14 protein-coding genes and 1 pseudogene are annotated in these 19019 nt (G+C 66.3%); all 15 read right to left on the bottom strand.

The genetic code is table 11. The annotated features are described in order from the left end of the window. Positions 1-96: 96 nt before the first annotated feature. Positions 97-312, bottom strand: coding sequence for a TIGR02450 family Trp-rich protein (locus CCOS865_RS21565; RefSeq protein WP_119144613.1), 216 nt, complete (start codon positions 310-312; stop codon positions 97-99). A gap of 116 nt (positions 313-428) precedes the next feature. Beyond that, on the bottom strand, positions 429-2051 hold the full coding sequence (locus tag CCOS865_RS21560) for a dipeptide ABC transporter ATP-binding protein (RefSeq protein ID WP_119144611.1): 1623 nt from the start codon (positions 2049-2051) through the stop codon (positions 429-431). Beyond that, positions 2048-2899 carry an ABC transporter permease gene (locus CCOS865_RS21555; RefSeq protein ID WP_119144609.1) on the bottom strand — a complete coding sequence of 284 codons (852 nt, stop codon included), beginning with the start codon at positions 2897-2899 and terminating at the stop codon, positions 2048-2050. The genes CCOS865_RS21560 and CCOS865_RS21555 overlap by 4 nt, the downstream gene beginning before the upstream one ends. Further along, positions 2896-3864 carry an ABC transporter permease gene (locus tag CCOS865_RS21550; RefSeq protein WP_119144607.1) on the bottom strand — a complete coding sequence of 323 codons (969 nt, stop codon included), beginning with the start codon at positions 3862-3864 and terminating at the stop codon, positions 2896-2898. The genes CCOS865_RS21555 and CCOS865_RS21550 overlap by 4 nt, the downstream gene beginning before the upstream one ends. Next, entirely contained in the window at positions 3861-5462 is a 1602-nt protein-coding gene (locus CCOS865_RS21545; protein WP_119144605.1) for an ABC transporter substrate-binding protein, read from the bottom strand. The genes CCOS865_RS21550 and CCOS865_RS21545 overlap by 4 nt, the downstream gene beginning before the upstream one ends. A gap of 55 nt (positions 5463-5517) precedes the next feature. Then, a complete protein-coding gene (locus CCOS865_RS21540) occupies positions 5518-6843 on the bottom strand; it encodes an LLM class flavin-dependent oxidoreductase (protein WP_119144603.1) in 1326 nt (441 codons plus the stop codon). Between the two features lie 51 nt (positions 6844-6894). Beyond that, positions 6895-9333 carry a TonB-dependent receptor plug domain-containing protein gene (locus CCOS865_RS21535; RefSeq protein WP_119144601.1) on the bottom strand — a complete coding sequence of 813 codons (2439 nt, stop codon included), beginning with the start codon at positions 9331-9333 and terminating at the stop codon, positions 6895-6897. Between the two features lie 226 nt (positions 9334-9559). Further along, positions 9560-10528, bottom strand: coding sequence for an ABC transporter substrate-binding protein (locus CCOS865_RS21530; protein ID WP_119144599.1), 969 nt, complete (start codon positions 10526-10528; stop codon positions 9560-9562). Positions 10529-10544: 16 nt separating this feature from the next. Beyond that, positions 10545-11378 (bottom strand): class II aldolase/adducin family protein, encoded by an 834-nt coding sequence (locus CCOS865_RS21525; RefSeq protein ID WP_119144597.1) that lies wholly within the window; start codon positions 11376-11378, stop codon positions 10545-10547. Between the two features lie 593 nt (positions 11379-11971). Continuing rightward, the gene (locus tag CCOS865_RS21520; RefSeq protein WP_119144595.1) at positions 11972-12322 is read right to left on the bottom strand and encodes a 4Fe-4S dicluster domain-containing protein; all 351 of its coding nucleotides are present in this window, start codon (positions 12320-12322) and stop codon (positions 11972-11974) included. Beyond that, positions 12319-13905 carry an FAD-dependent oxidoreductase gene (locus CCOS865_RS21515; RefSeq protein WP_119144593.1) on the bottom strand — a complete coding sequence of 529 codons (1587 nt, stop codon included), beginning with the start codon at positions 13903-13905 and terminating at the stop codon, positions 12319-12321. The genes CCOS865_RS21520 and CCOS865_RS21515 overlap by 4 nt, the downstream gene beginning before the upstream one ends. An 84-nt stretch (positions 13906-13989) precedes the next feature. Beyond that, on the bottom strand, positions 13990-14784 hold the full coding sequence (locus CCOS865_RS21510) for an ABC transporter ATP-binding protein (RefSeq protein WP_119144591.1): 795 nt from the start codon (positions 14782-14784) through the stop codon (positions 13990-13992). 3 nt (positions 14785-14787) lie between these two features. Beyond that, positions 14788-15561 (bottom strand): annotated as a pseudogene (locus tag CCOS865_RS21505) (ABC transporter permease); the annotation flags it as partial. Between the two features lie 236 nt (positions 15562-15797). Then, positions 15798-16658 (bottom strand): phosphate/phosphite/phosphonate ABC transporter substrate-binding protein, encoded by an 861-nt coding sequence (locus CCOS865_RS21500; protein ID WP_119144587.1) that lies wholly within the window; start codon positions 16656-16658, stop codon positions 15798-15800. Further along, positions 16646-18973: a putative bifunctional diguanylate cyclase/phosphodiesterase gene (locus CCOS865_RS21495; protein ID WP_119144585.1), complete on the bottom strand. Its 2328-nt coding sequence runs from the start codon at positions 18971-18973 to the stop codon at positions 16646-16648. Before CCOS865_RS21495 ends, CCOS865_RS21500 begins: the two co-directional genes overlap by 13 nt. Between the last annotated feature and the right edge of the window lie 46 nt (positions 18974-19019).

Raw genomic sequence — 19019 nt, 5'->3', positions numbered from 1 at the left:
GGCAGTGGCTGGGGTGCATTAAGCCACTACGCTGCGCTTAATTGTACAACTAATTATCCTTGTACAAGTTATTGGCGCTGGATCCCGGTTTTCTGATTATTTCCAGCCCATGATCCAGTGGCTTGAGTCGCGTAGCACCTGCCAGTCGAGCAGCTCGCTGCGGCCGCTGTGCACGGCTTGCAGCTCGACTTGTAATGGCGTGCCTTGCTCGTCGCACAGGAGTTTGGTGACGATGAAGTGCTTTTCGCGGTTGACCGGGGTGGTTGCGGTCCATTTCGACAGGTGGAGTTTTCGCGGGTTGAATGGGTTCATGGCGGGGACTCTGCGATGGAAACAAGCTGTACTCGAAATTGTAGTTGTACAGGCTTTTGCTGGGATCTGCTCGATGGCCGGTTCTGAAGAGACCCCGGCCGGCACAGCCCGACCGCCTAGATAGCCACCAAAAACGCCAGACTATCGACATACCGCCGCCCCGGCACATCCTCCAGCAACCGCCGCGTGTACTCACTCGCCGGATTGCCGAACACCTGCTCGCCAGGCCCTTGCTCCACCACCCGGCCAGCTTGCATCACCACCACCTGATCAGAAATCTGCCGCACCACAGCCAAGTCATGGGATATGAACAGGTAACTCAACCCCAACTCACGCTGCAACTCAGCCAGCAGTTCAAGAATCTGCTTCTGCACCGAAGCATCCAGCGCCGACAGCGGTTCATCGAGCACCAGCAACTCCGGCTCCACCGCCAATGCCCGAGCGATCGCCACCCGTTGCCGCTCGCCACCGGACAGCTGCTCAGGCCGGCTATCCAGCAAGCCGGCCGACAAACCTACTCGCGTCAGCAGGTCACTGGCACGCCGCCGCTGGCTCTGCCGATCGCCAATGGCAAACGCCCGCAGCGGCTCGCTGATGATCTGTTCAAGGGTAAAACGCGGATCGAGCGAGGCATAAGGGTTCTGGTAGACCACCTGCACCCGCCGCCGATACTGACGCAGGCCCAGCGCATCCTTGCGGTGCACGTCGTCGCCGGCAAACAGCACCGTGCCCGCGCTGGGCGTTTCCAAACGCAGGATCATCCGCGCCGTTGTCGACTTGCCCGAGCCGGACTCGCCGACCAGGCTCACGGTGGTGCCGCGTGCCAGGTCGAAGCTGACCTCGGCAACCGCCGCTGGCGTATCCGGGCTGCCCGTGAAGTGCTTGCCCAGGCCCTTGACGCTCAGCAGCGGCGCGGCCTCGCGGGCATCACGACGCACTCCGGGCGGCGCTTGCGCCAGGCTCGGCGCTGCATCGAGCAATTGGCGGGTATAGGGGTGCCGTGGCTGGAGAAAGATCTGCCGGGTGTTACCGCTCTCGACGATCCGCCCGTGCTGCATGACGATCACCCGCTCGGCGCGGTCCATCGCCACGCCCAGGTCATGGGTGATCAGCAACACCGCGATCTGCCGCTCCACGGCCAGCGCCTGCAAGTGATCGAGCACCTGACGCTGCACCGACACGTCGAGCGCGCTGGTCGGCTCGTCGGCAATGATCAGCTCAGGCCGATTGACCATGGCGATGGCGATCAACACCCGCTGGCGCATGCCGCCCGACAGCTCATGGGGATAGCGCCGGGCCAACCGCTCGACATCGCGCAGGCCGACCTGGGCGAGCATCTCCAGGCTGCGCGCCTGTGCCTCCCGGCGCGGCACACCGTGCACGGTCAGCGCTTCGCGCAGCTGCGCGCCGATGCGCTTGACCGGGTCCAGCGACAGCCCCGGGTCTTGTGGCACGAAGCCGATGCGGGTGCCGCGCAGGCGCCGCCAGGTGCGTTCGTCCAGCGCATGCAGCGGGTGCCCGGCAAAGTCGATCTGGCCCTGGCTGATCCGGGCGTTGTCGGCCAGCAAGCCGATCAGCGCCGCCGCCGTGGTCGATTTGCCCGAACCCGACTCGCCAACGATGGCGACGAACTCGCCACGGCGCACCTGCAGGTCGAGGTCGCGCACGCCGGGCTGCGAGCCGTGCGGGCCGTGGTAGTCGATCGACAGCTTGTCGATGGTCAGCAGGACGTCGTTCATCGGTTGTCTCCCCAGCTCTTTTGCAACGCGCGGGCGATCTGGTTGGCCGCCAGCACCACGGCGGCGACTACCAGGCCCGGCAAGGTCGTGTACCACCAGGCCGCCACCATGAAGTTGCGCCCTTCGGCGATCAGCAAGCCCCATTCCGGTTGCGGTGGCGGCGCGCCAAAGCCGAGGAAGCTCAGCGCCGAGACGGCCAGCACCGCACCGCCGAATTCCAGTGCCGCCAAAGCCAGCACCGGGCCGGCAGCATGCGGCAGGATGTGCCGGGCAATGATCGCCCAGTGGCCGACGCCACAGGACAATGCCGCTTCGACAAAGGTGCTGGCCCGCCAGCGCAGCACTTCGCCACGGGTCAGGCGGATAAAGGTCGCGACCGACGACAGGCCGACCGCCAAAGCGATGTTGAGGGTGCCAAAACCGAGCACGGTGATCACTGCCATCGCCAGCAGCAGCGAAGGGATTGCCATCAACACTTCGACCAGGCGCATCAGCAGGCTGTCGACCCGGCCGGAGAAGTAGCCGCACACCAGGCCGATCGCGCCGCCGACCAGCAGCGCAATCAGCACGGCGAGGGTGGTCGCCCGCAGCGACAGGCTGGCGCCGTGCACCGTGCGGCTGTAGAGGTCGCGGCCAAGGTGGTCGGTGCCGAACCAGTGCGCGGCCGATGGCGGTTGCAGGGCATGCGCGGGCATGGCGTGCAGCGGGTCGATGCTGCTGAACAGCCCCGGTGCCAGTGCCCAGCCCAGCACGGTCGCCAGCACCAGCAGGCTCAGCCACAGCACCGGGCGCCACCGCCGGGTGCGCACGGGCAGGGGCGCAGGTGCGCTCAGGGTGAGTTCGCTCATGGCGTCTTCCTCAGGTCGATGCGCGGGTCCAGCAGGGGATAGAGCAGATCAACCAGCAGGTTGATCAGGATGTAGATCAGCGCCGCCAGCAGCACCACGCCCTGCACGACAGGGATGTCCTGGCTGGCCACGGCGCCTTGGGCGAGCCGGCCGATGCCATCGCGGGAGAACACCGTTTCAGTGACCACCGCGCCGGCCAGCAGGTTGCCGATGATGCCGCCGGCCAGGGTCAGCAAGGGGATCGCCGCGTTGTGCAGGACATGCCCGAAGAGTAAACGCACAGGGCCGACACCCTTGCTGCGCAGGGCGCTGACGAAGGGTTGGCGCAGCACGTTGGCGATCGACCGCGAGAGCACCTGGGCAATCACCGCCGCCGTGGGGATGGCCAGGGTCAAGGCCGGCAGCACCAGCGATGCCAGGCCCTGATTGCCCATGGCAGGGAACACGTGCAGGCGAAACGACAACGCCTGCAGCAACAGCAAGCCGACCCAGAAAGTCGGCAAGGATACTGCCAGTGACGGCAAGGCGAGCAGTGCCTCTTGCCCGCGCGGGTTACGCACCAGGCTTGCCAGCAACGCCACACCGACGCCGACGGGAATCGCCAGCAACAGCGCCGCACCCGCCAGCGCCGCGGTGCCGGGCAACGATTGCAGCAGCGATTGAGTCACCGCCTGGCCGCTCTGGATCGACTGGCCCAGGTCCAGTTGCACGGCCTGCCACAAGGCAATGGCGTACTGCACCGGCAGGGGTTGGTCGAGGTGATAACGCGCCCGCAAGGCCTCGACCTGAGCCTGATCGGCGGCGCTGATCTCGCCGCTCTGGCTGAGCATGATGGTCACCGGGTCGCTGGGCAGGGCATAGAGAATCAGGAACGACAGGGTAAACGCCGCCCACAGCACGAACAGCGCCTGCCCCAGGCGGGTCAGCAGCGGCCGCAGTCTTGGGTAATCGACAGTCGAACTCATTGCGCCTCCAGCCAGGTGTCGAAGAACTGCAGGCGGGTCGAGGCCTCGTAATGCAGGCCATTGACCTGCTTGCCGAAGGCCGTGACGGTCGCCGCCTCATACAGCGGCAGCAGGTGGCCTTGCTCGATCAGCAACTGGTTGGCGCGCTCGACCAGGGTGCGTCGCTGGGACGGGTCGAGCAGCGTCGACGAGGCCTGCAGGGCCTGGTCGACTTCGCTGGCGTCGCGGCGGTTGACGTTGCGCCCTGAATTGAGGAACACCGTGCGCAGCACATCCGGGTCGGCCCGGGTCAGGTTGAAGAACCACAGGTCATAGTCACCTTCGGTTTGCTGCGCGCTGACCTGGCTGATGGTGGTCTTGTTCAGGCGCAGCTCGATGCCCACCTGGCGCAGCTGTTGCTGGATCAGCTCCAGCACGGGTGTCGAAGCCTGCCAGTAGTCGACGCGAAAACTCAGCCGTTCGCCAGCGCGGGCACGGATGCCATCGGCGCCAAGCTGCCAGCCGGCGCCGTCGAGCAAGGCTGCGGCGCCCTCCGGGTCGTGGCGCAGCTGCGCGGAAAAGTCGCGGTACAGCGGTGTGCTGCTGGCCAGGGCGGAGGTGGCCGGCTTCTGGTAACGGGAGATGATCCCTTGCAGCTCGTCGCGGTTGATCGCCTTGTTCAGCGCCTGGCGCACGGCGAGTTCCTTGAGCCGCGGCCGCGATTCATTGGGCGCCAGGTTGAACACGATGCCCGGGTTGGGACGGGCAATGAAGGGGATCTGCTGGGCCTCGAGAATCGCCTCGTCCTGCACCGCAACCCCGGTGTTGACGTCGATCTGGCGTGACAACAGGCTGCCCAGGCGCACGCCGGACTCAGGGATGATCAAGAACTCGATGCCGTCGAGCCAGGCCCGCCCGCTGTGTTCCGCAAGGCTTGAGGGCCAGGCGTAATCCTTGCGGTGCGACAAACGCACGCTCTGGTTGTGGGTGAACTTGTCGAGCACGAACGGCCCGGAGCCGACCAGCGCCCCTTGGCAGCGTTCTTCGCTGGAGCGTTGCAGAGTGCTCTGGGCAAAAAAGCCCAGGCTCATGGTCGAGGTCGCCTGGAGGAACTGCGCATTGGGCTGCTTGAAGCGGAGGGTCAGGGTGCGTGGGTCTTGCACCTCGATCCCTTCCAGCCCTGACAGGTAGGTGCCGGCCAGGCTGGCACGGGCACCAAGGGCGACGATGGCCTCGAAGTTGGCCTTTACCGCCGCGGCGTCGAGGGCGCTGCCATCACTGAAGGTCACGCCGTCGCGCAGGTGGAAGGTGAAGCTGCGCGAGTCGGCGCTGACCTCCCAGCGCTCGGCCAGCCAGGGCACGATCTCGGCGCTCGCTGGGTCCTGGTCAGTGAGCGAATCGGTCAGCTGCCGGCCGACGTTGAGCGCGGTGTTGTTGCCGGCCTGGTGCGGGTCGATGCACAGCGGGTCGCCGTCCAGGGCGACTTTCAGCACGCCGCCGTGCGCCGGGCTGCGCGCGGCGGCCGTGCTGGTGGCGGAAGGCGTTGCGGGGTCGCCGCAGCCGGTCAGGCTCAAGGCCAGTGCCAGCGGGGCGGTCCAGGTGATCGGGCGGCGTTTCATGCAGGTCTCCGGGCAGAATGACAGGGCAGCGGTGTTGCGCGATCAGGCCAGGCATTCAGCCGTGGCGGTTGCGCCGGTACGGCAGGCCGAGGTTTTCCCGCAGGGTGCTACCCGGGTACTCCTGTTGGAACAGCCCCCGGCGTTGCAGCTCCGGCACCACGCCGTCGACGAAGTCATCGATGCCCGAATGCAAGCCGGAGAACATCACGTTGAAACCGTCGGCGGCGCCGGCTTCGAACCAGTGCTGGAGGTCATCGGCGATGCTCTCGGGCGTACCGATCAACACCCGGTGGCCGCCGGCGGTGAGCTTGTTGAACAACTGGCGCACGGTCGGCCGCTCACGGCGGATCAAGTCGTACACCAGCTTTTGTCGGCTCGGGTGGCTGTCGGTGCTGAACTGCTCCGGCGGCAACGGCACCACTTCATCGAACGGCAGCTCGGACAGGTCATAGGCCAGGCTGGCGAACCGCGAGATGCGGCTGAGGAACGACACCGGGTCGAGCAGCTCCTGCAGCCGGTCGTACTTGGCCTGCGCCTCGGCAAAGGTCTTGCCGACCACCGGCGAGATCCCCGGCAATACCAGCAGCTCATCTGCGCTGCGGCCAAAGCTGGCGGCCTCGGACTTGATCTGGCCGTAGAACGCCAGGCTTTCCTCGACCGTCTGCTGGGCGGTGAAGATCAGCTCGCCGACCCGCGCACCCAAACGAATGCCGGCGTCGGAGGCGCCCGCCTGGGCGATCACCGGATGGCCCTGGATTGGCCGGGCGACGTTCAGCGGGCCCTTGACCTGGAAGTGCTTGCCCTGATGGTCGAGCACATGCAGTTTGTCCAGGTCGAGCCAGGTGCCGGAGGCCTTGTCCTGGACGAAGGCGTCGTCGCCCCAGCTGTCCCACAGGCCGCTGACCACGTCGTAGAACTCTTCAGCGCGTGCGTGGCGGTCGTCGTGGCCGGTGTGGTCGGCGCGGTTGAAGTTTTCACCGCCACCGAGTGAGGTGACCAGGTTCCAGCCCGCGCGGCCCTTGCTGATATGGTCCAGCGAGGCGTACTTGCGGGCCAGGTTGTAGGGTTCGTTGTAGGTGGTGCTGCCGGTGGCGATCAGGCCGATATGGCGAGTCACCAGGGCCAGCGCCGGGGCCAGCACCAAGGGGTCCCAGCGCACGCCGTTGGGGCCTTTTTCCAGGCCGGGGTCGAGGTCGACCTTGACGCTGTCGTTGAAGAACAGCGCGTGAAAACGCCCGGCTTCGAGCTTCTCGGCGATGTAGCGGTAGTGGTCGAAGTCCAGGAAGGTGTCGGCCGGCGCCTCTGGCAGGCGCCAGGCGGAGCCAGTGAGTACGCCGGGCACGAAGGCGCCGAGGATGATCTTGCGCGGGGAAGTGCTCATGTCTTGCTCCTCAAGTAACCCCCCGGCCATCCAGGGCCGGGGGCGTCCAGGTCAGAAGTTGTAGGCAACCCGGGCGTACCAGAAGCCGCCGTAGGGGTTGAAGGGCGAGATGCTGCCGAACAGCGGGAAGCCGTTGATGTCGCCGGCCGGGTAACCGCTGTTGTCGGCCTTGACGTTGAACAGGTTGTTGGCGCCGACGGCCAGGTCGAGGTTGTCGGTCACGGCATAGCCGACCTCGACGTCGGTCAGCCACTTGGCGCCGTAGGTCGCGTCGTACTGTGGGTTGACGTCGTTGGCCACGACCTTGTCGTAGCGGGTGACGGCGGCATTGATACTGAAGCGTTCGATCTGCCAGTCGGCGCTGAGGATCAGCTTGGTCTTGGGGTTGGCGTTGGTCAGGTAACCCTGGGCGACGCGGTCGAACAGCTGCAGGTTGTTACCCGCGGCGGTAAGGGCGGCCGGGGTGCCCTTGATGTCGTCGATCACGGTCTTGTTGTAGTTGAAGCCGACGCCGTACTTGACCCGGCCGAAGCGGCCGTAGTCGACCTTGTAGTCGGTCACCAGGTCGACACCGCGGGTGGTGGTGTCGGCGGCGTTGGTGAAGTACTTCAGGCGATAGCCAGGTTTGTAGCCGTAGGCGATCAGGGCGTCGTTGACCCCCGCGCCGGAGAGAAAGCCGGTGAGGGCGATGCGGTCGCGAATCTCGATCTGGTAGGCGTCGAGGGTCACGCTCATCTGTGGCAGCGGCTGCCAGGTCAGGCCCAGGCTGATGTTGCGCGACTTCTCCGGTTGCAGGTCTTCAGCGCCCAGCGCCTGTGCCAGCGGCGAGTCGACGCGCAGGGTCTTGGCTTCGACGAACTGCGCCACGCCGTTGACCGTGGTGTACTGGTTGGAGGTCTGGGCGTACACCGACTGCGACAGCGACGGCGCGCGGAAGCCGTTGCTCAGGGTGCCGCGCACGGCAAAGGTCGGGGTGAAGTCGTAGCGCGCGGTGAGCTTGCCGCTGGTGGTGTTGCCGGCACTGTCATCGTACTTTTCGAAGCGCCCGGCCACGCCGATGAACAACTGCTCGGTGGGGTTGATGCCAAGGTCGACGTAGCCGGCGTAGCTGTTGCGGCTGGCCTGGCCGGCGTCTTCCGGGGTCAGGGTGATCGCGCCCTGTGCGCCGACCGCGGCGGGTTGGCCAGCCAGCGGGCCGCTCGGGTAGATATAGCCGCCGTTGATGTACGACAGCGGGTCGTCCGACTCGGTCTTGTAGCGCTCGTGGCGGTGCTCGGCGCCCCACGAGACCTGCAGCGGCTTGGCCAGGCCGACCTCGAAGGCGCGGGTCACGTCGAGGTTGTTGGTCCACTGGTCGAAGTAGTTGGTGTAGGTGTCGAAGCGGGTCGGGCTGGTCGGCCCGAGCGAGGCGTTGAGGGTCTCGTCGGCACCGGCCTGGGCCTTGTCGCGGCCGAAGGTCGAGCTGAGGTCCCAGTTCCAGCTGGCCAGGCTGCCCTTGGCACCGGCGGCGGCCTGGTAGTCGGTCTCTTCAAGGGTGTAGAACGGCGCCGTGCCGTCCGGGTAGATCTCGGGGATGATGTTGGTCGAGTTGGGCCGGCGGTAGTTCTGCCCGCCGCGCGCGTCGCGCTGGCTGAAGGTCGAGAACGAGTACAGGGTCAGGTCGTCGCCGATCGGCAGTTCGGCGTTGTAGGCGGCGTTGTACGACTTGACCTTGGGCAGGCCGTTTTTCTGCACCTCGCGGTCGGCGCTGTCGTTGCGCGGGTCACCCGGGAAGTACAGGTTGCCCGTGGCTTCGCGCGAGCGCACCGCGGTCTGCTGCGAGCGGGCGTCCAGCGACAGGTTGAGGAAGCCGCCGTCGGCGCCCAGCGGCAGGCCTTTATTGAGGGTCTGGCGGAGGGTGCCGCCGTCGCCTTCGTAGTATTCGCCGTACTGGGTGCTCAACGAGCCGCCGTTGTCGTGCTGCTTGAGGATGATGTTGATCACCCCGGCAATCGCATCCGAGCCGTACTGCGCCGACGCGCCGTCGCGCAGCACCTCGATGTGATCGATGGCGCTGATTGGCAGCATGTCGAGGTCGACCGGGTTGGTGCCGTAGGCCGAGGTCGAATCGAGGTTGATCACCGCACTGTTGTGGCGGCGCTTGCCATTGACCAGCACCAGGATGTTCGAGCCGTTCAGGCCACGCAGGCTGTAGGGGCGGGCGATGCTGTCGTTGGACGAGCCGGACGGGCGCTGGGAGAACGACGGCAGGGTCTTCTGCAGGGCCGTGCGCAGGTCGTTGGCGCCGGTCTTCTCCAGCTGCGTGCCGTCGATCACGTCGATCGGTGCCGGGCTGCTGGTCACCGTGCGCGCTTCACTGCCGCGCGAACCGGTGACGATCACCGTGCCGAGCTGGTCGTCAGCGGCGAAGGCCGCCAGTGGCGTGATCAGGTAGCCGGCGATCAGGGCTGGGGCCAGGGCGAGCCGGGCTGGGTTGAATAGGCGTGTCATCAGATACTTCCCCTCGTGTCCACTCAAGTGAGCCAGGCCCGCGGCAGTGAGTGCGGTGCCTGACGAAGACAATCCCGGGTTGGCCTGAGGGTCTTGCCTGCTGTTGAAGTGCGCTGCGTGTCGTGCGAAGCGCTGTTTTTCGGCAATAGCCGATCATTGCGGTGAAGTTGAAGCTCCGCCGTTGCGTATGGGTGTTGGGTGCAGCGCCCCGCCTTCGGGGCTGGTGCTAGCCGCCGAGCAGCTCGGTGAACTGCGCGTCCCACAAGGGCCGGACGTCGACCTTGCGGCGGATCAGGCCACTTTCATGGAACACGTCGGCGACCTCCTGCTGGGCGACGATGGCGGCTTCGTCCACCGCCTTGAGCCGTGCCGGCTGGCTGCGCTGCTCGAACTGCTGCAGGTACAGCGCCTTGGGGATCTTGGTCAGTTGCTCGCTGCGCGCCGCCCATTGCTCGGGGTGCTGCTCGATCCAGTCCCAGGCGGATTTCTCGCGCAGCAGGAAGTCGGCGATCGCCGCGCGCTTGCCCGGTTGGGCCAGCACTGCATGGGTGGTGGCAATCAGGTAGTTGCCCGAGTAGTAGCCTTCGGCGCTCTGCATCAGCACGCCATCGAGGTTGGCTTCGGCATGGATGGCACTGATGCCGCCGGTGACCAGGGCGTCGATGTGGCCGTTCTGGAACGCCGTCAAGCCGTCTTGGGCCGGCAGCGGGATGGCCTGCACGTCGGCCAGCGTCATGCCGTTGCGGCGCAGGATATTGAGCAGCAGGTAATGGGTGTTGGTGGCCCGCACATAGCTGATGCGCTTGCCACGCAGGTCGCCGATCTGGGCGATGCCGCTGTTGCGTTTGACCACGATGCCGGTCTTGTTGTTGTCGCCGCTGTAGCTGGCGATCAAGGCCAGCGGTGCGTTGGCGATACTGGCGAAGATCGGCGGGATCTCGCTCATGAAGGCGTAGTCCAGGCTGTTGCTGGTCAGCGCCTCGAGGACCAGGTTGCCGCCGGCGATGTCCACCCACTCCAGCGGATACGGCGGCGTGGCCAGCCCGGCCTGTTCCAGGAAATAGGCGATGGTGCCTTTGTAGCGCCAGACCCGCAGTGGGTCGGCGGCTTGCGCGCTGGCCCAGCTGGGCAGCAGGGCACCGGCACCGAGCAGGCTGCCGGCGCGCAGCACGTGGCGACGGGTGAATGCAGTCATCGAGGCAGGCTCCGGTTCAGTCCAGCAGGTCAGGTTGCTGTTGCACGATGCGGTCCCACAACGGCAGGAAGTTCAGCCAGGCAAAGAACTCGCGGCGCGCCTTGGGTGCCCGGTCGGCTTCTTCCAGGCGTGGCAGCAACGGTTGCCCGGCGCCATAGGCAAGCAGGTGCGCACGGGCGCTGTCGTCGGCCTGGATGAAACGCCAGGCGGCACTTTCGACGGTCTCGCCGGTGGTCCACAGGCCGTGGTTCTGCCAGATCAGCAGGTTGTTTGCGGCAAAGCGCTCGACAAAGGCCGCCGAGGCGATCGCCCGGTCCTGCTCCAGCGCGCCATTGGCATCGCGCAGGGCGTGGCGGTCGAACACCACCTGGTCATCGAGAAAGCCCGAGGCCTCGGCGGTGAGCGGTTCGAACGGCCGACCGAAGGCCGACCAGACCCGCCCGTGGAAGCCGTGCAGATGTGCGATACCGACCACTTCAGGGCGGGCCTTCTGCAAGTCGTAGTGCAGCTCCAGGGCGCTGGTGTTGAGCAGGCCCTGGCCTTCGACCACCTGGCCTTCGCCGTTGACCCGCAGCAAGTCGGATACACGGATCTGCGAGAACGGCACGCCCAGGGGGTTGATCCAGTAATGGTCGGGCTCGATCGGGTCGCGCGCGGTGAAATGGCCGGCCACGCCGACCTCGAAGCCGAGCTCGGCGAACAACCGGTAGGAGGCCGCCAGGCGCTGTTTGCGGTGCAGGCGCTCGGCCAGCGGGTCGGCGTGGCGTGGCGGCTCGCTGAGCTGCAGGCGGTTGTTGGCGTGGGGCAGGGCGCGGATGCTGTGGCGCGAAGAAGCGGGGCTGGCTGGCATGGTCGGGTCTCTCAGGCTCGGTTGCAGATCAGGTCTGACGCGCGCAGTGAGAAGGGTGCCAGGCAGGCTTCGACTCCTCACCGACGCGGTCTGCGTCTTATGGCCTCCACCATGTGAGGGGTCGGGATGGTTAGAATCTACTGGAATTAAACCTTTGTGATAAATACTATTTCGATCTAAAGTTATTATCTTATTTGGTGATTTTATGTGTCGTGCAAAATGCTAAATGGTAATTTTGTGGGGTGTTGCCGCGCGGCGCATCGCGGGTGCTAGTCACAAGCTTCTCGGGCGCCCATGAGATCGAGCGCCGCCCGCGCGGCGCATCGCGACACAAGGCCGCTCCCACATTTGTTGCAACGCGCCATGGCCTGGTGGACTGAAGTCTTAGCCTTGTTTGTACGACGAAGATCCTGGGCCGAGCATGCAGGCCTCCCTGCAACCCCACGCCTTGCGCCAAGGCTGACAACCGCGGCCTGACAGGCCATGGTACGTTGCAACAAATGTGGGAGCGGCCTTGTGTCGCGATGCGCCGCGCGGGCGGCGCTCGATCTTGAGAGCGCCCGAGAAGCCTGTGATATGCACTTGGACTCACCTCAACCTTTGGAAGCCCGCGCCAAGGCAAAAATCTCCTCCATTCGCCAATGTTGATTGTCGTAACGCGGATCTGCCGCCCACTCATCCCACCCCGAATCCCGCCGATATTGGCCAAGCAAACCACTACCCAGCACCTGGTCCGGATCCAGGCTGACCGGCTTTTCGCAGTCGGGATGCACATACAGCGCATCACTGGCGCAATACAACTCACACATGAAGCACGTCTGGCACTCGGCCTGGCGTGCGATCACCGGATGCCCCTCGCTGCCCAAGGCAAGCACATCGCTCGGGCAGGCGGCCACGCACTCACCGCAACCGCTGCAGCGGTCAGTGAAAATCAACTCGATCATGCCGGTACCTCCCGGCTGCTTTTAACGGCATCGTGGCGCACCCACGGGGTATCGATGCCGGCACTGCGCAGGTGCACATCGAACGCCGCCGACTGCCCGGGTGCGTCACTGCGCTGATGCAGGCCACGGCTCTCATTGCGCTGCACGGCACTGCTGTAGCACCAGCGCGCGGTCGCAAGCATCGCCGCCGTCTCCCGCCATCGCAGTACGGCTGCAGGATCGCGAGCGTGGGTCTGTTGTTGCAGGCGATCCCAGGTGTTGTCCAATTGCGCCAACGACCGCTGCAATTGCCCACCGCTGCGCACCAGGTTCTTGTCGTAGGGGTGCATTTCGTTGTGGATCGCCTCGACCAACGCTGTGCTCGCATGTCGTTCGTCACCCAGCGGCAGCAGGCCCACCGTGGCGCTGCCAAGCAGGCGTTGGCCAGGCCGAACAGCCGGCTGGCGACGGGCATGCAGCGCAGCACCTTGCCCGGCCCATTGGCCGCTGGACAGCGCCCAGGACGAATTGACCGCACCGCCCCCGGAAATCGCCCCTGTCACCGACTCACGGCTGGCCGCGTCCCCGGCCGCGAACAACCCGGGCACCAGTGTCTGGCAGTGATCGTCGATCAGGCGCAGGCCGCCGACCCCGCGGATTGTGCCCTCGCCGTGCAGGGTGACCGGGAAGGTATCGCGGAAGGGGTCGATACCGCTCCGGTCGAAAGGCAGCATCAGGTTTGGCTGAACGTAGCGCAGGCGCTCGCGGATCGCTGCGGGGATGCGGTCCAGGCGACAGCTCACCGGCCCTTCGAGCAGGGCGCGGGCCAGCGCGTAGTTGAACGCCGGCCCTTGCGGGATATCCAGCTCGCGCCCGCTGGCGTCGAAGTAGCGGCCAAAGGTGTAAACCATCGAACGGGTCATGGTGCTGCCGGCCGGGGCAATGCAGTAGTAGGCGGAGAACTCCATGCCGGACAGCTCGGCGCCGGCTTCGACGCCCATCAGGTAGCCGTCGCCGGTGTTGTTGCGGCTGCCCAGGAGGAGCGAATGAAAGGCACAGCCACCGGTGGCCATTACCACCGCCGGTGCGCGCACCTCCCAACCGCGCCCGGCCTGGCGTTGCAAGCCGCGCGCGCCGGCCAGCGCCCCCGCGTCATCGCGCAGCAGCTCCAGCGCCGGGCTGTGGTCGAGCAGCGTGACGCCGTGCTCGCTGGCCAGGCGGCGCATGCTGCGCATGTACTCGGGGCCGCGCAGGGCGCGGTATTGCTTGATGCCATGGTCATCCACGGGGAAGCCGTACAAGCGGTCGAGGCTGGGCAGGGTGTGCCAGGTGCTGTCGAGGGTGCGCGCCATCCAGCGGCCGTCGGCCAGCCCGGCGGCGCTGGCCAGGCGCTTGTCGATGGCCGCCTGGCGTTGTTCGGGCGGTACCCACCAATGGCCGGGGCCGGCCGTGGCGGTGACGCCGCTGGTGCCGCAGTAGCCTTTTTCGCTGAGGACCACGCGGGCCCCTTGGCGCGCGGCGGCGACGGCGGCCCAGGTCCCGGCGAGGCCGCCGCCGATGACCAGGACGTCGGCGGACAGATTCAATGAAGCGGTGGCGTGCATACAGGCTCCTGAGGGAGGCGTTGAAAACGGCCTCCGCCAGGCATGGGGTCGGTCGGGGATTTTGGCTGGGCTGTGGCCGCGGGCTCAGATGGCGATGGCGCTCAGCGGATAGCCCGCGGCAATGAACGGGTTGTGGTCGCGGCCCAGGCTCGCCGGATCGTCTTTTTCCACCCCCAGCAGGCTCAGCAAGCGGTTGCGAATGGCAGTGAAGCCAAGGTCGCCATTTTCCCGCGGGCGCGCCAGGTCGACCCGCAGCTCTTCGGCGATGCGCCCATCCTCCAGGACGATGATGCGATCCGACAGCAGCACCGCCTCGTCGACGTCGTGGGTCACCAGCAGCACGGCCGGGGTGTGTGCGCGCCACAGCTCGATGATCAGCCGGTGCATGCGGATGCGGGTCAGCGCGTCGAGGGCGGCGAACGGTTCGTCCAGCAACAACAACTTCGGCTCGCGGACCAGGCTGCGGGCCAAGGCCACCCGTTGCGACTCGCCGCCGGACAAGGTCGCCGGGTAGGCTTCCAGGCGATGCGCCAGGCCGACCTCGGTTAAGGCCTGCAGGGCACGGGCCTTGGGATCGGCCAGGCGCACGCCCAGGGTGACGTTCTTCCAGGCGCGCTTCCAGGGCATCAGCCGGGGCTCCTGGAACACCGCCGAACGGGCCTCGGGCACGCGCAGTTCTCCGGCGTCGGCCGGGTCGAGCCCGGCCAGGGTGCGCAGCAGGGTGGTCTTGCCCGAACCACTGGCGCCGAGCAGGGCGACGAACTCGCCGGGGGCGATGTCCAGGTCGAGTGCATCGATCACCCGGTTGTCGCCGAACTGGCGCACAACTCCGCGCAGGCTTACCGCCGCGGGCAGATCAGTCGGGGTATAGGCAGTCATCGGTCAGTTCCTTACAAAAGACGGGCGCCAGGCCAGCGCGTGGCGTTCCAGGGTGCGGATCAGGCCGTCGATCAGCAGGCCGAGGACGCTGTAGATCAGCAGGCAGATGACGATCACGTCGGTGCGCATGAAGTCGCGTGCGTCACTGGCCAGGTAGCCGATGCCGGCGGTGGTGTTGATCTGCTCGACGAACACCAGGGCCAGCCAGGAGATCGCCAGCGAATAGCGCAGGCCGACGAAAAACGACGGCAGGGCGCCCGGCAGGATCACGTGCCAGATCAGCTCGGCCCGGCTGAGCCCCAGCGAGTTGCCGGCCTCGACCAGTTTCGGGTCGATGTTGCGAATCCCGGCATACAGGTTCAGGTACACCGGGAACGTGGTGCCGGTGACGATCAGGGCGATCTTGGTGAACTCGCCGATGCCGAACCAGAGGATGAACAGCGGCACCAGCGCCAGTGACGGAATGGTCCGCAGCATCTGCATGGGCGAATCCAGCAGCACCTCGCCGCGCTTGGACAGGCCGCTGATCAGCGCCGCGACCACGCCGATCGCGACGCCAATGGCCAGGCCGGTGACGGCCCGTTGCAACGACACCAGCAGGTGGCGCGCCAGCTCGCCGCTGGCCAGCAGCTCCCAGAGGGTGCCTGCGATCGCACTTGGCGCGGCGATGATACGGGGCGGGATCAGCCCGGCGCGGGCGGCGACTTCCCATAGCAGCAGCAGGGCGAGCGGGCTGAGCAGGCGGAGTAACGACTCGGGGGCGCGCCAGCGGCGGCGTGGAGTAGCGAGGGTCTGACTCATTGGGCACTCATCCCTGGAATACGTAGGCGGGCGGCCAGGCGCGATGGCCTAGCCTCGGGATAAGAACCTATTCGTATTAGAACGAGCTGTAAAATTCTATTTAGTTCTATTCTAATTATTTGTTTAAAGGATTATTCGGCCATAACGTTATGAGGAATATTGATTTTCAGGCGCCTGATAGGGCTGCCTCGGCAGTGAGGGCGGTGAGGGCGCTATGGGTCCATCATCCGCTGCAGCGGCGCATACTGCGCATGGCTCACCGGCACCAACCCGCTGGCGTCCTGCGAGGCGAAAAAACCCGCCAGCGCCTCAGGCTGCTCCAGCATCGCCTGGCGGATCTTGCGTTTCAGCGCCGGGCACAGGTTGCCACTGAACACATACGGGTCGTAGTAGATCGGCGCCGATCGCCACAGCACGCGCAGCCGCTGCGGGTCGATCGCATGGCTGGCCAAGTACGCATCGGCCCGCTCACTGGCGACGAACGCGGCGTCCACGCGCCCTTCGAGCAGGGCGTCCAGGGCTTTGTCATGCGTGCCGGCATACACCAGCGCGCCAAAGAAGCGCGGCAGCGGATCGGCGACCCGCGCGGCAAACTCGACACTTGGCACCAGGCTGCCGGAGGTGCTGGCCGGGTCGCTCAGGGCTACGCGCTTGCCGCGCAGGGCGTCGATGTCAGTCACACCTGAGGCACGCGTCAACAGCAGCGCCTGGTAGTGGTTGCCTGCCGGGGTGTAGGTGCCGGCACTCAAGGTCAGGCTGGCAAACGCCTCGAGGCGCGGCTCACGGCGGTGCGCCAGGACATACGACGCCGGCCCCAGCCGGGCGATGTCGGCGCCGCCGGAGACGATCGCGTCGACCACGCTTTCATAGGACGAGGCGACCACCAGTTCCACCGGCACGCCGGTGGCTTGGCGCAGGCGGGCGAGCAACGGCTGGTGATCGCGCTGCATGTCCTCCACGCTCTTGATCGGGATCACCACCAGGCGCAAGCCGCGCGGGGTGCAGTCGGCCAGGCTGTTGCCGGCCAGGCTCAAGGCCAGGGCCAGCGCGGCCAGGGTCTTCACGACAGGCATGGGTGCTCCTCGGCGCTCTTGAACGGCGGGTAGTCGTGCAGTTGGGCAACCGACAGCGGCCGGCTGAAGTGGTAGCCCTGGGCGATGTCGCAGCCGGCCAGTTTCAGGCACACCACCTGTTCGCGGGTCTCGACGCCCTCGGCGACCACCTCCAGGCCCAGGCGCTTGGCGAGGATGATGGTCGACGACACGATCGGGCTGTCGTCATAGCTGTTGCACAGCGGCGCGATCAGCGCACGGTCGATCTTCAGCTTGCTCAGCGGCAGTGCTTGCAGATGGGCAAAGCCGGCATAGCCGCGGCCGAAGTCATCCAGGCTGATGCCGATGCCCGCACTGCGCAACCGCTGCAAGTGGTCGAGCGCGGTGCCCTCGGGGTCGAGCACGGTGGTTTCGGTGATCTCCAGTTCCAGCCGTTGCGGGGCAATGCCGTGGCGGCGCAGGTCGGCCAGCAGCCGCTCGCTGAAATCCGCCTGGCGCAACTGCAGGGCCGAGACATTCACCGCCAGGCGCGCCTGGCTGTTGCGCATGCGCCAGCTGACCAGCTCCTCGCAGGCCAGCCGCAGTACCTCCCAGCCCAGCTCGACGATAAACCCGCTGCGCTCGGCCACGCCGATGAAACGGTCGGGGTAGAGCAGGCCGAACTCGGGATGGTCCCAGCGCACCAAGGCTTCGTAGCCCTGCACCTGGAGGGTGTCGAGGCGAATCTGCGGTTGGTAGTGGAGCACGAACTGGCGCTCGGCCAGCGCACTGCCGAAGGCTTGCTCGAGGGTAAACGACTGGATGTCCGTGAGGTTCAGCGAGGGGTCGAAGAAGCGGTACTGGGCGCGCCCGGCCTGCTTCGCCGAATACATCGCGGCGTCCGCGCAACGGATCAGCGCGTCGATCTCCTGGCCGTCACGCGGGCAGATGCTGACACCCACGCTGGGGCTGGTGTTGACCTCCTGGCCGTCGAGCGAGTAGGTGGCGGAGAGCCTTTCCACCAGCGTGCGTACCCAGCTGTCGATCTGGTCTTCGCTGCGTTCGCCGGCCAGCAGCACGACAAACTCGTCACCGCCAAAGCGCGACGCTTCGTCGCCGTCCTCCAGCAGGCGCTGGATCCGCCCGGCCACGGCCTGCAGGAGCAGGTCGCCGATGCGGTGGCCCAGCGAGTCGTTGATCGACTTGAAGCGGTCCATGTCGATGAACAGAATGGCCATCAACCGACGCTTGCCGCGTTGCCTGGTCAGCGTGTGGCTGGCCACCTCGACGAACTGGCGACGGTTGTGCAGGCCACTCAGGTGGTCGGTGGCCGCGGCATGGCTGCTGCGCCGGTGTGCGTCCTCGAGGCGGTCGATCAGCTCCTGGTTGACCTGCTGGGCCTGCTCCAGGGCGCTGAAGGCCTCCTGGCGCTTGCCCAGCAGGCGCAGGCTCCAGGCCAGGCTGGCGAGGATCATCAGGGTCATGCACAGGTTCAGCCAGAACTGCCGGGCATAGGTCAGCGCCGAAGGGCCGAGGATTTCGTCATGGCGTTGGCTGACGACAATGCTGAAGCCACGGTCGGCAACGCGTCGATAGAGGCTCTGGTACGGCCCATCGAGGGCATATTGGGTCAGTACGCCGGCCTCATCCTTGGTCTCTGGCAGGGTCGGGATCAAGGTGTCGCCGGCCACCACCACGCCACTGCTGTCGATACGCAAGCGCTCCTGGCCGTCGTCCTGGAGCAGGCGCATCAGCCCACTGCGGCCCAGGTCGATGTGCTGGAACAGCACCGCCAGGTAACCGATATCCAGCTGCACCACGAGAATGCCGTCGATCTCGCGCCCCGGCAGGTCGGTCAGCGGCAGCAGGAACGGCAAGCGCCAGTCGGGCAGGGCGGCGGGGTTGCTGCTGGGTTCCAGGCGCGGCAGAAACGGCTTGAAACCGTAGCGCGAGACATGCCCCTTGAGTTGCTCCAGCCAGGCGTCAGGCAGGTGCTGGGCTTCGTCGGCGTGGCTGGCCGAAACCAGCCGGCCATGCCGGTCATAAAGGCTCATGCGCTTGAACACCGGGTCCTCGGCGAGGATCCGCGCCAGGCTGAAATTGTCTTTGCGCAGGGCTTTCATGTCGTCCTGGGTGACGCGGCCGACGGCCTGCGCCCGGTCGACCAGTTGGCGCAGGCTTTCGCCGACGATACTCGCCAGGTTGAGGTGTTCGGCGCCTTTGGCCGAGAGCGCGTCCTGGCGGGCGGCATTCTTCTGGGTCGCGTGCAAACCCCACAGGAACGCCAGGGTGACAGCGCAGAGCATCAGTATCAGAAGCGGCAGGAGGACTGCGGAGGATGGCGTTCGGCGGATCACTGCGGTTTTTCCCGACCCTGGGTAATGCTGGGAAAATACGACAGTC

The organism is Pseudomonas reidholzensis (genome assembly GCF_900536025.1).
GTDB lineage: Bacteria > Pseudomonadota > Gammaproteobacteria > Pseudomonadales > Pseudomonadaceae > Aquipseudomonas > Aquipseudomonas reidholzensis.
This window is presented reverse-complemented; position numbering and strand designations above follow the sequence as displayed.

Bases quoted from the DNA above. Each gene is read 5' to 3' on its own strand.
- CCOS865_RS21530 (WP_119144599.1), bottom strand. From the start codon at position 10,528: ATGACTGCATTCACCCGTCGCCACGTGCTGCGCGCCGGCAGCCTGCTC.
- CCOS865_RS21515 (WP_119144593.1), bottom strand. From the start codon at position 13,905: ATGCACGCCACCGCTTCATTGAATCTGTCCGCCGACGTCCTGGTCATC.
- CCOS865_RS21560 (WP_119144611.1), bottom strand. From the start codon at position 2,051: ATGAACGACGTCCTGCTGACCATCGACAAGCTGTCGATCGACTACCAC.
- CCOS865_RS21520 (WP_119144595.1), bottom strand. From the start codon at position 12,322: ATGATCGAGTTGATTTTCACTGACCGCTGCAGCGGTTGCGGTGAGTGC.
- CCOS865_RS21525 (WP_119144597.1), bottom strand. From the start codon at position 11,378: ATGCCAGCCAGCCCCGCTTCTTCGCGCCACAGCATCCGCGCCCTGCCC.
- CCOS865_RS21540 (WP_119144603.1), bottom strand. From the start codon at position 6,843: ATGAGCACTTCCCCGCGCAAGATCATCCTCGGCGCCTTCGTGCCCGGC.
- CCOS865_RS21500 (WP_119144587.1), bottom strand. From the start codon at position 16,658: ATGCCTGTCGTGAAGACCCTGGCCGCGCTGGCCCTGGCCTTGAGCCTG.
- CCOS865_RS21565 (WP_119144613.1), bottom strand. From the start codon at position 312: ATGAACCCATTCAACCCGCGAAAACTCCACCTGTCGAAATGGACCGCA.
- CCOS865_RS21535 (WP_119144601.1), bottom strand. From the start codon at position 9,333: ATGACACGCCTATTCAACCCAGCCCGGCTCGCCCTGGCCCCAGCCCTG.
- CCOS865_RS21510 (WP_119144591.1), bottom strand. From the start codon at position 14,784: ATGACTGCCTATACCCCGACTGATCTGCCCGCGGCGGTAAGCCTGCGC.
- CCOS865_RS21550 (WP_119144607.1), bottom strand. From the start codon at position 3,864: ATGAGTTCGACTGTCGATTACCCAAGACTGCGGCCGCTGCTGACCCGC.
- CCOS865_RS21545 (WP_119144605.1), bottom strand. From the start codon at position 5,462: ATGAAACGCCGCCCGATCACCTGGACCGCCCCGCTGGCACTGGCCTTG.
- CCOS865_RS21555 (WP_119144609.1), bottom strand. From the start codon at position 2,899: ATGAGCGAACTCACCCTGAGCGCACCTGCGCCCCTGCCCGTGCGCACC.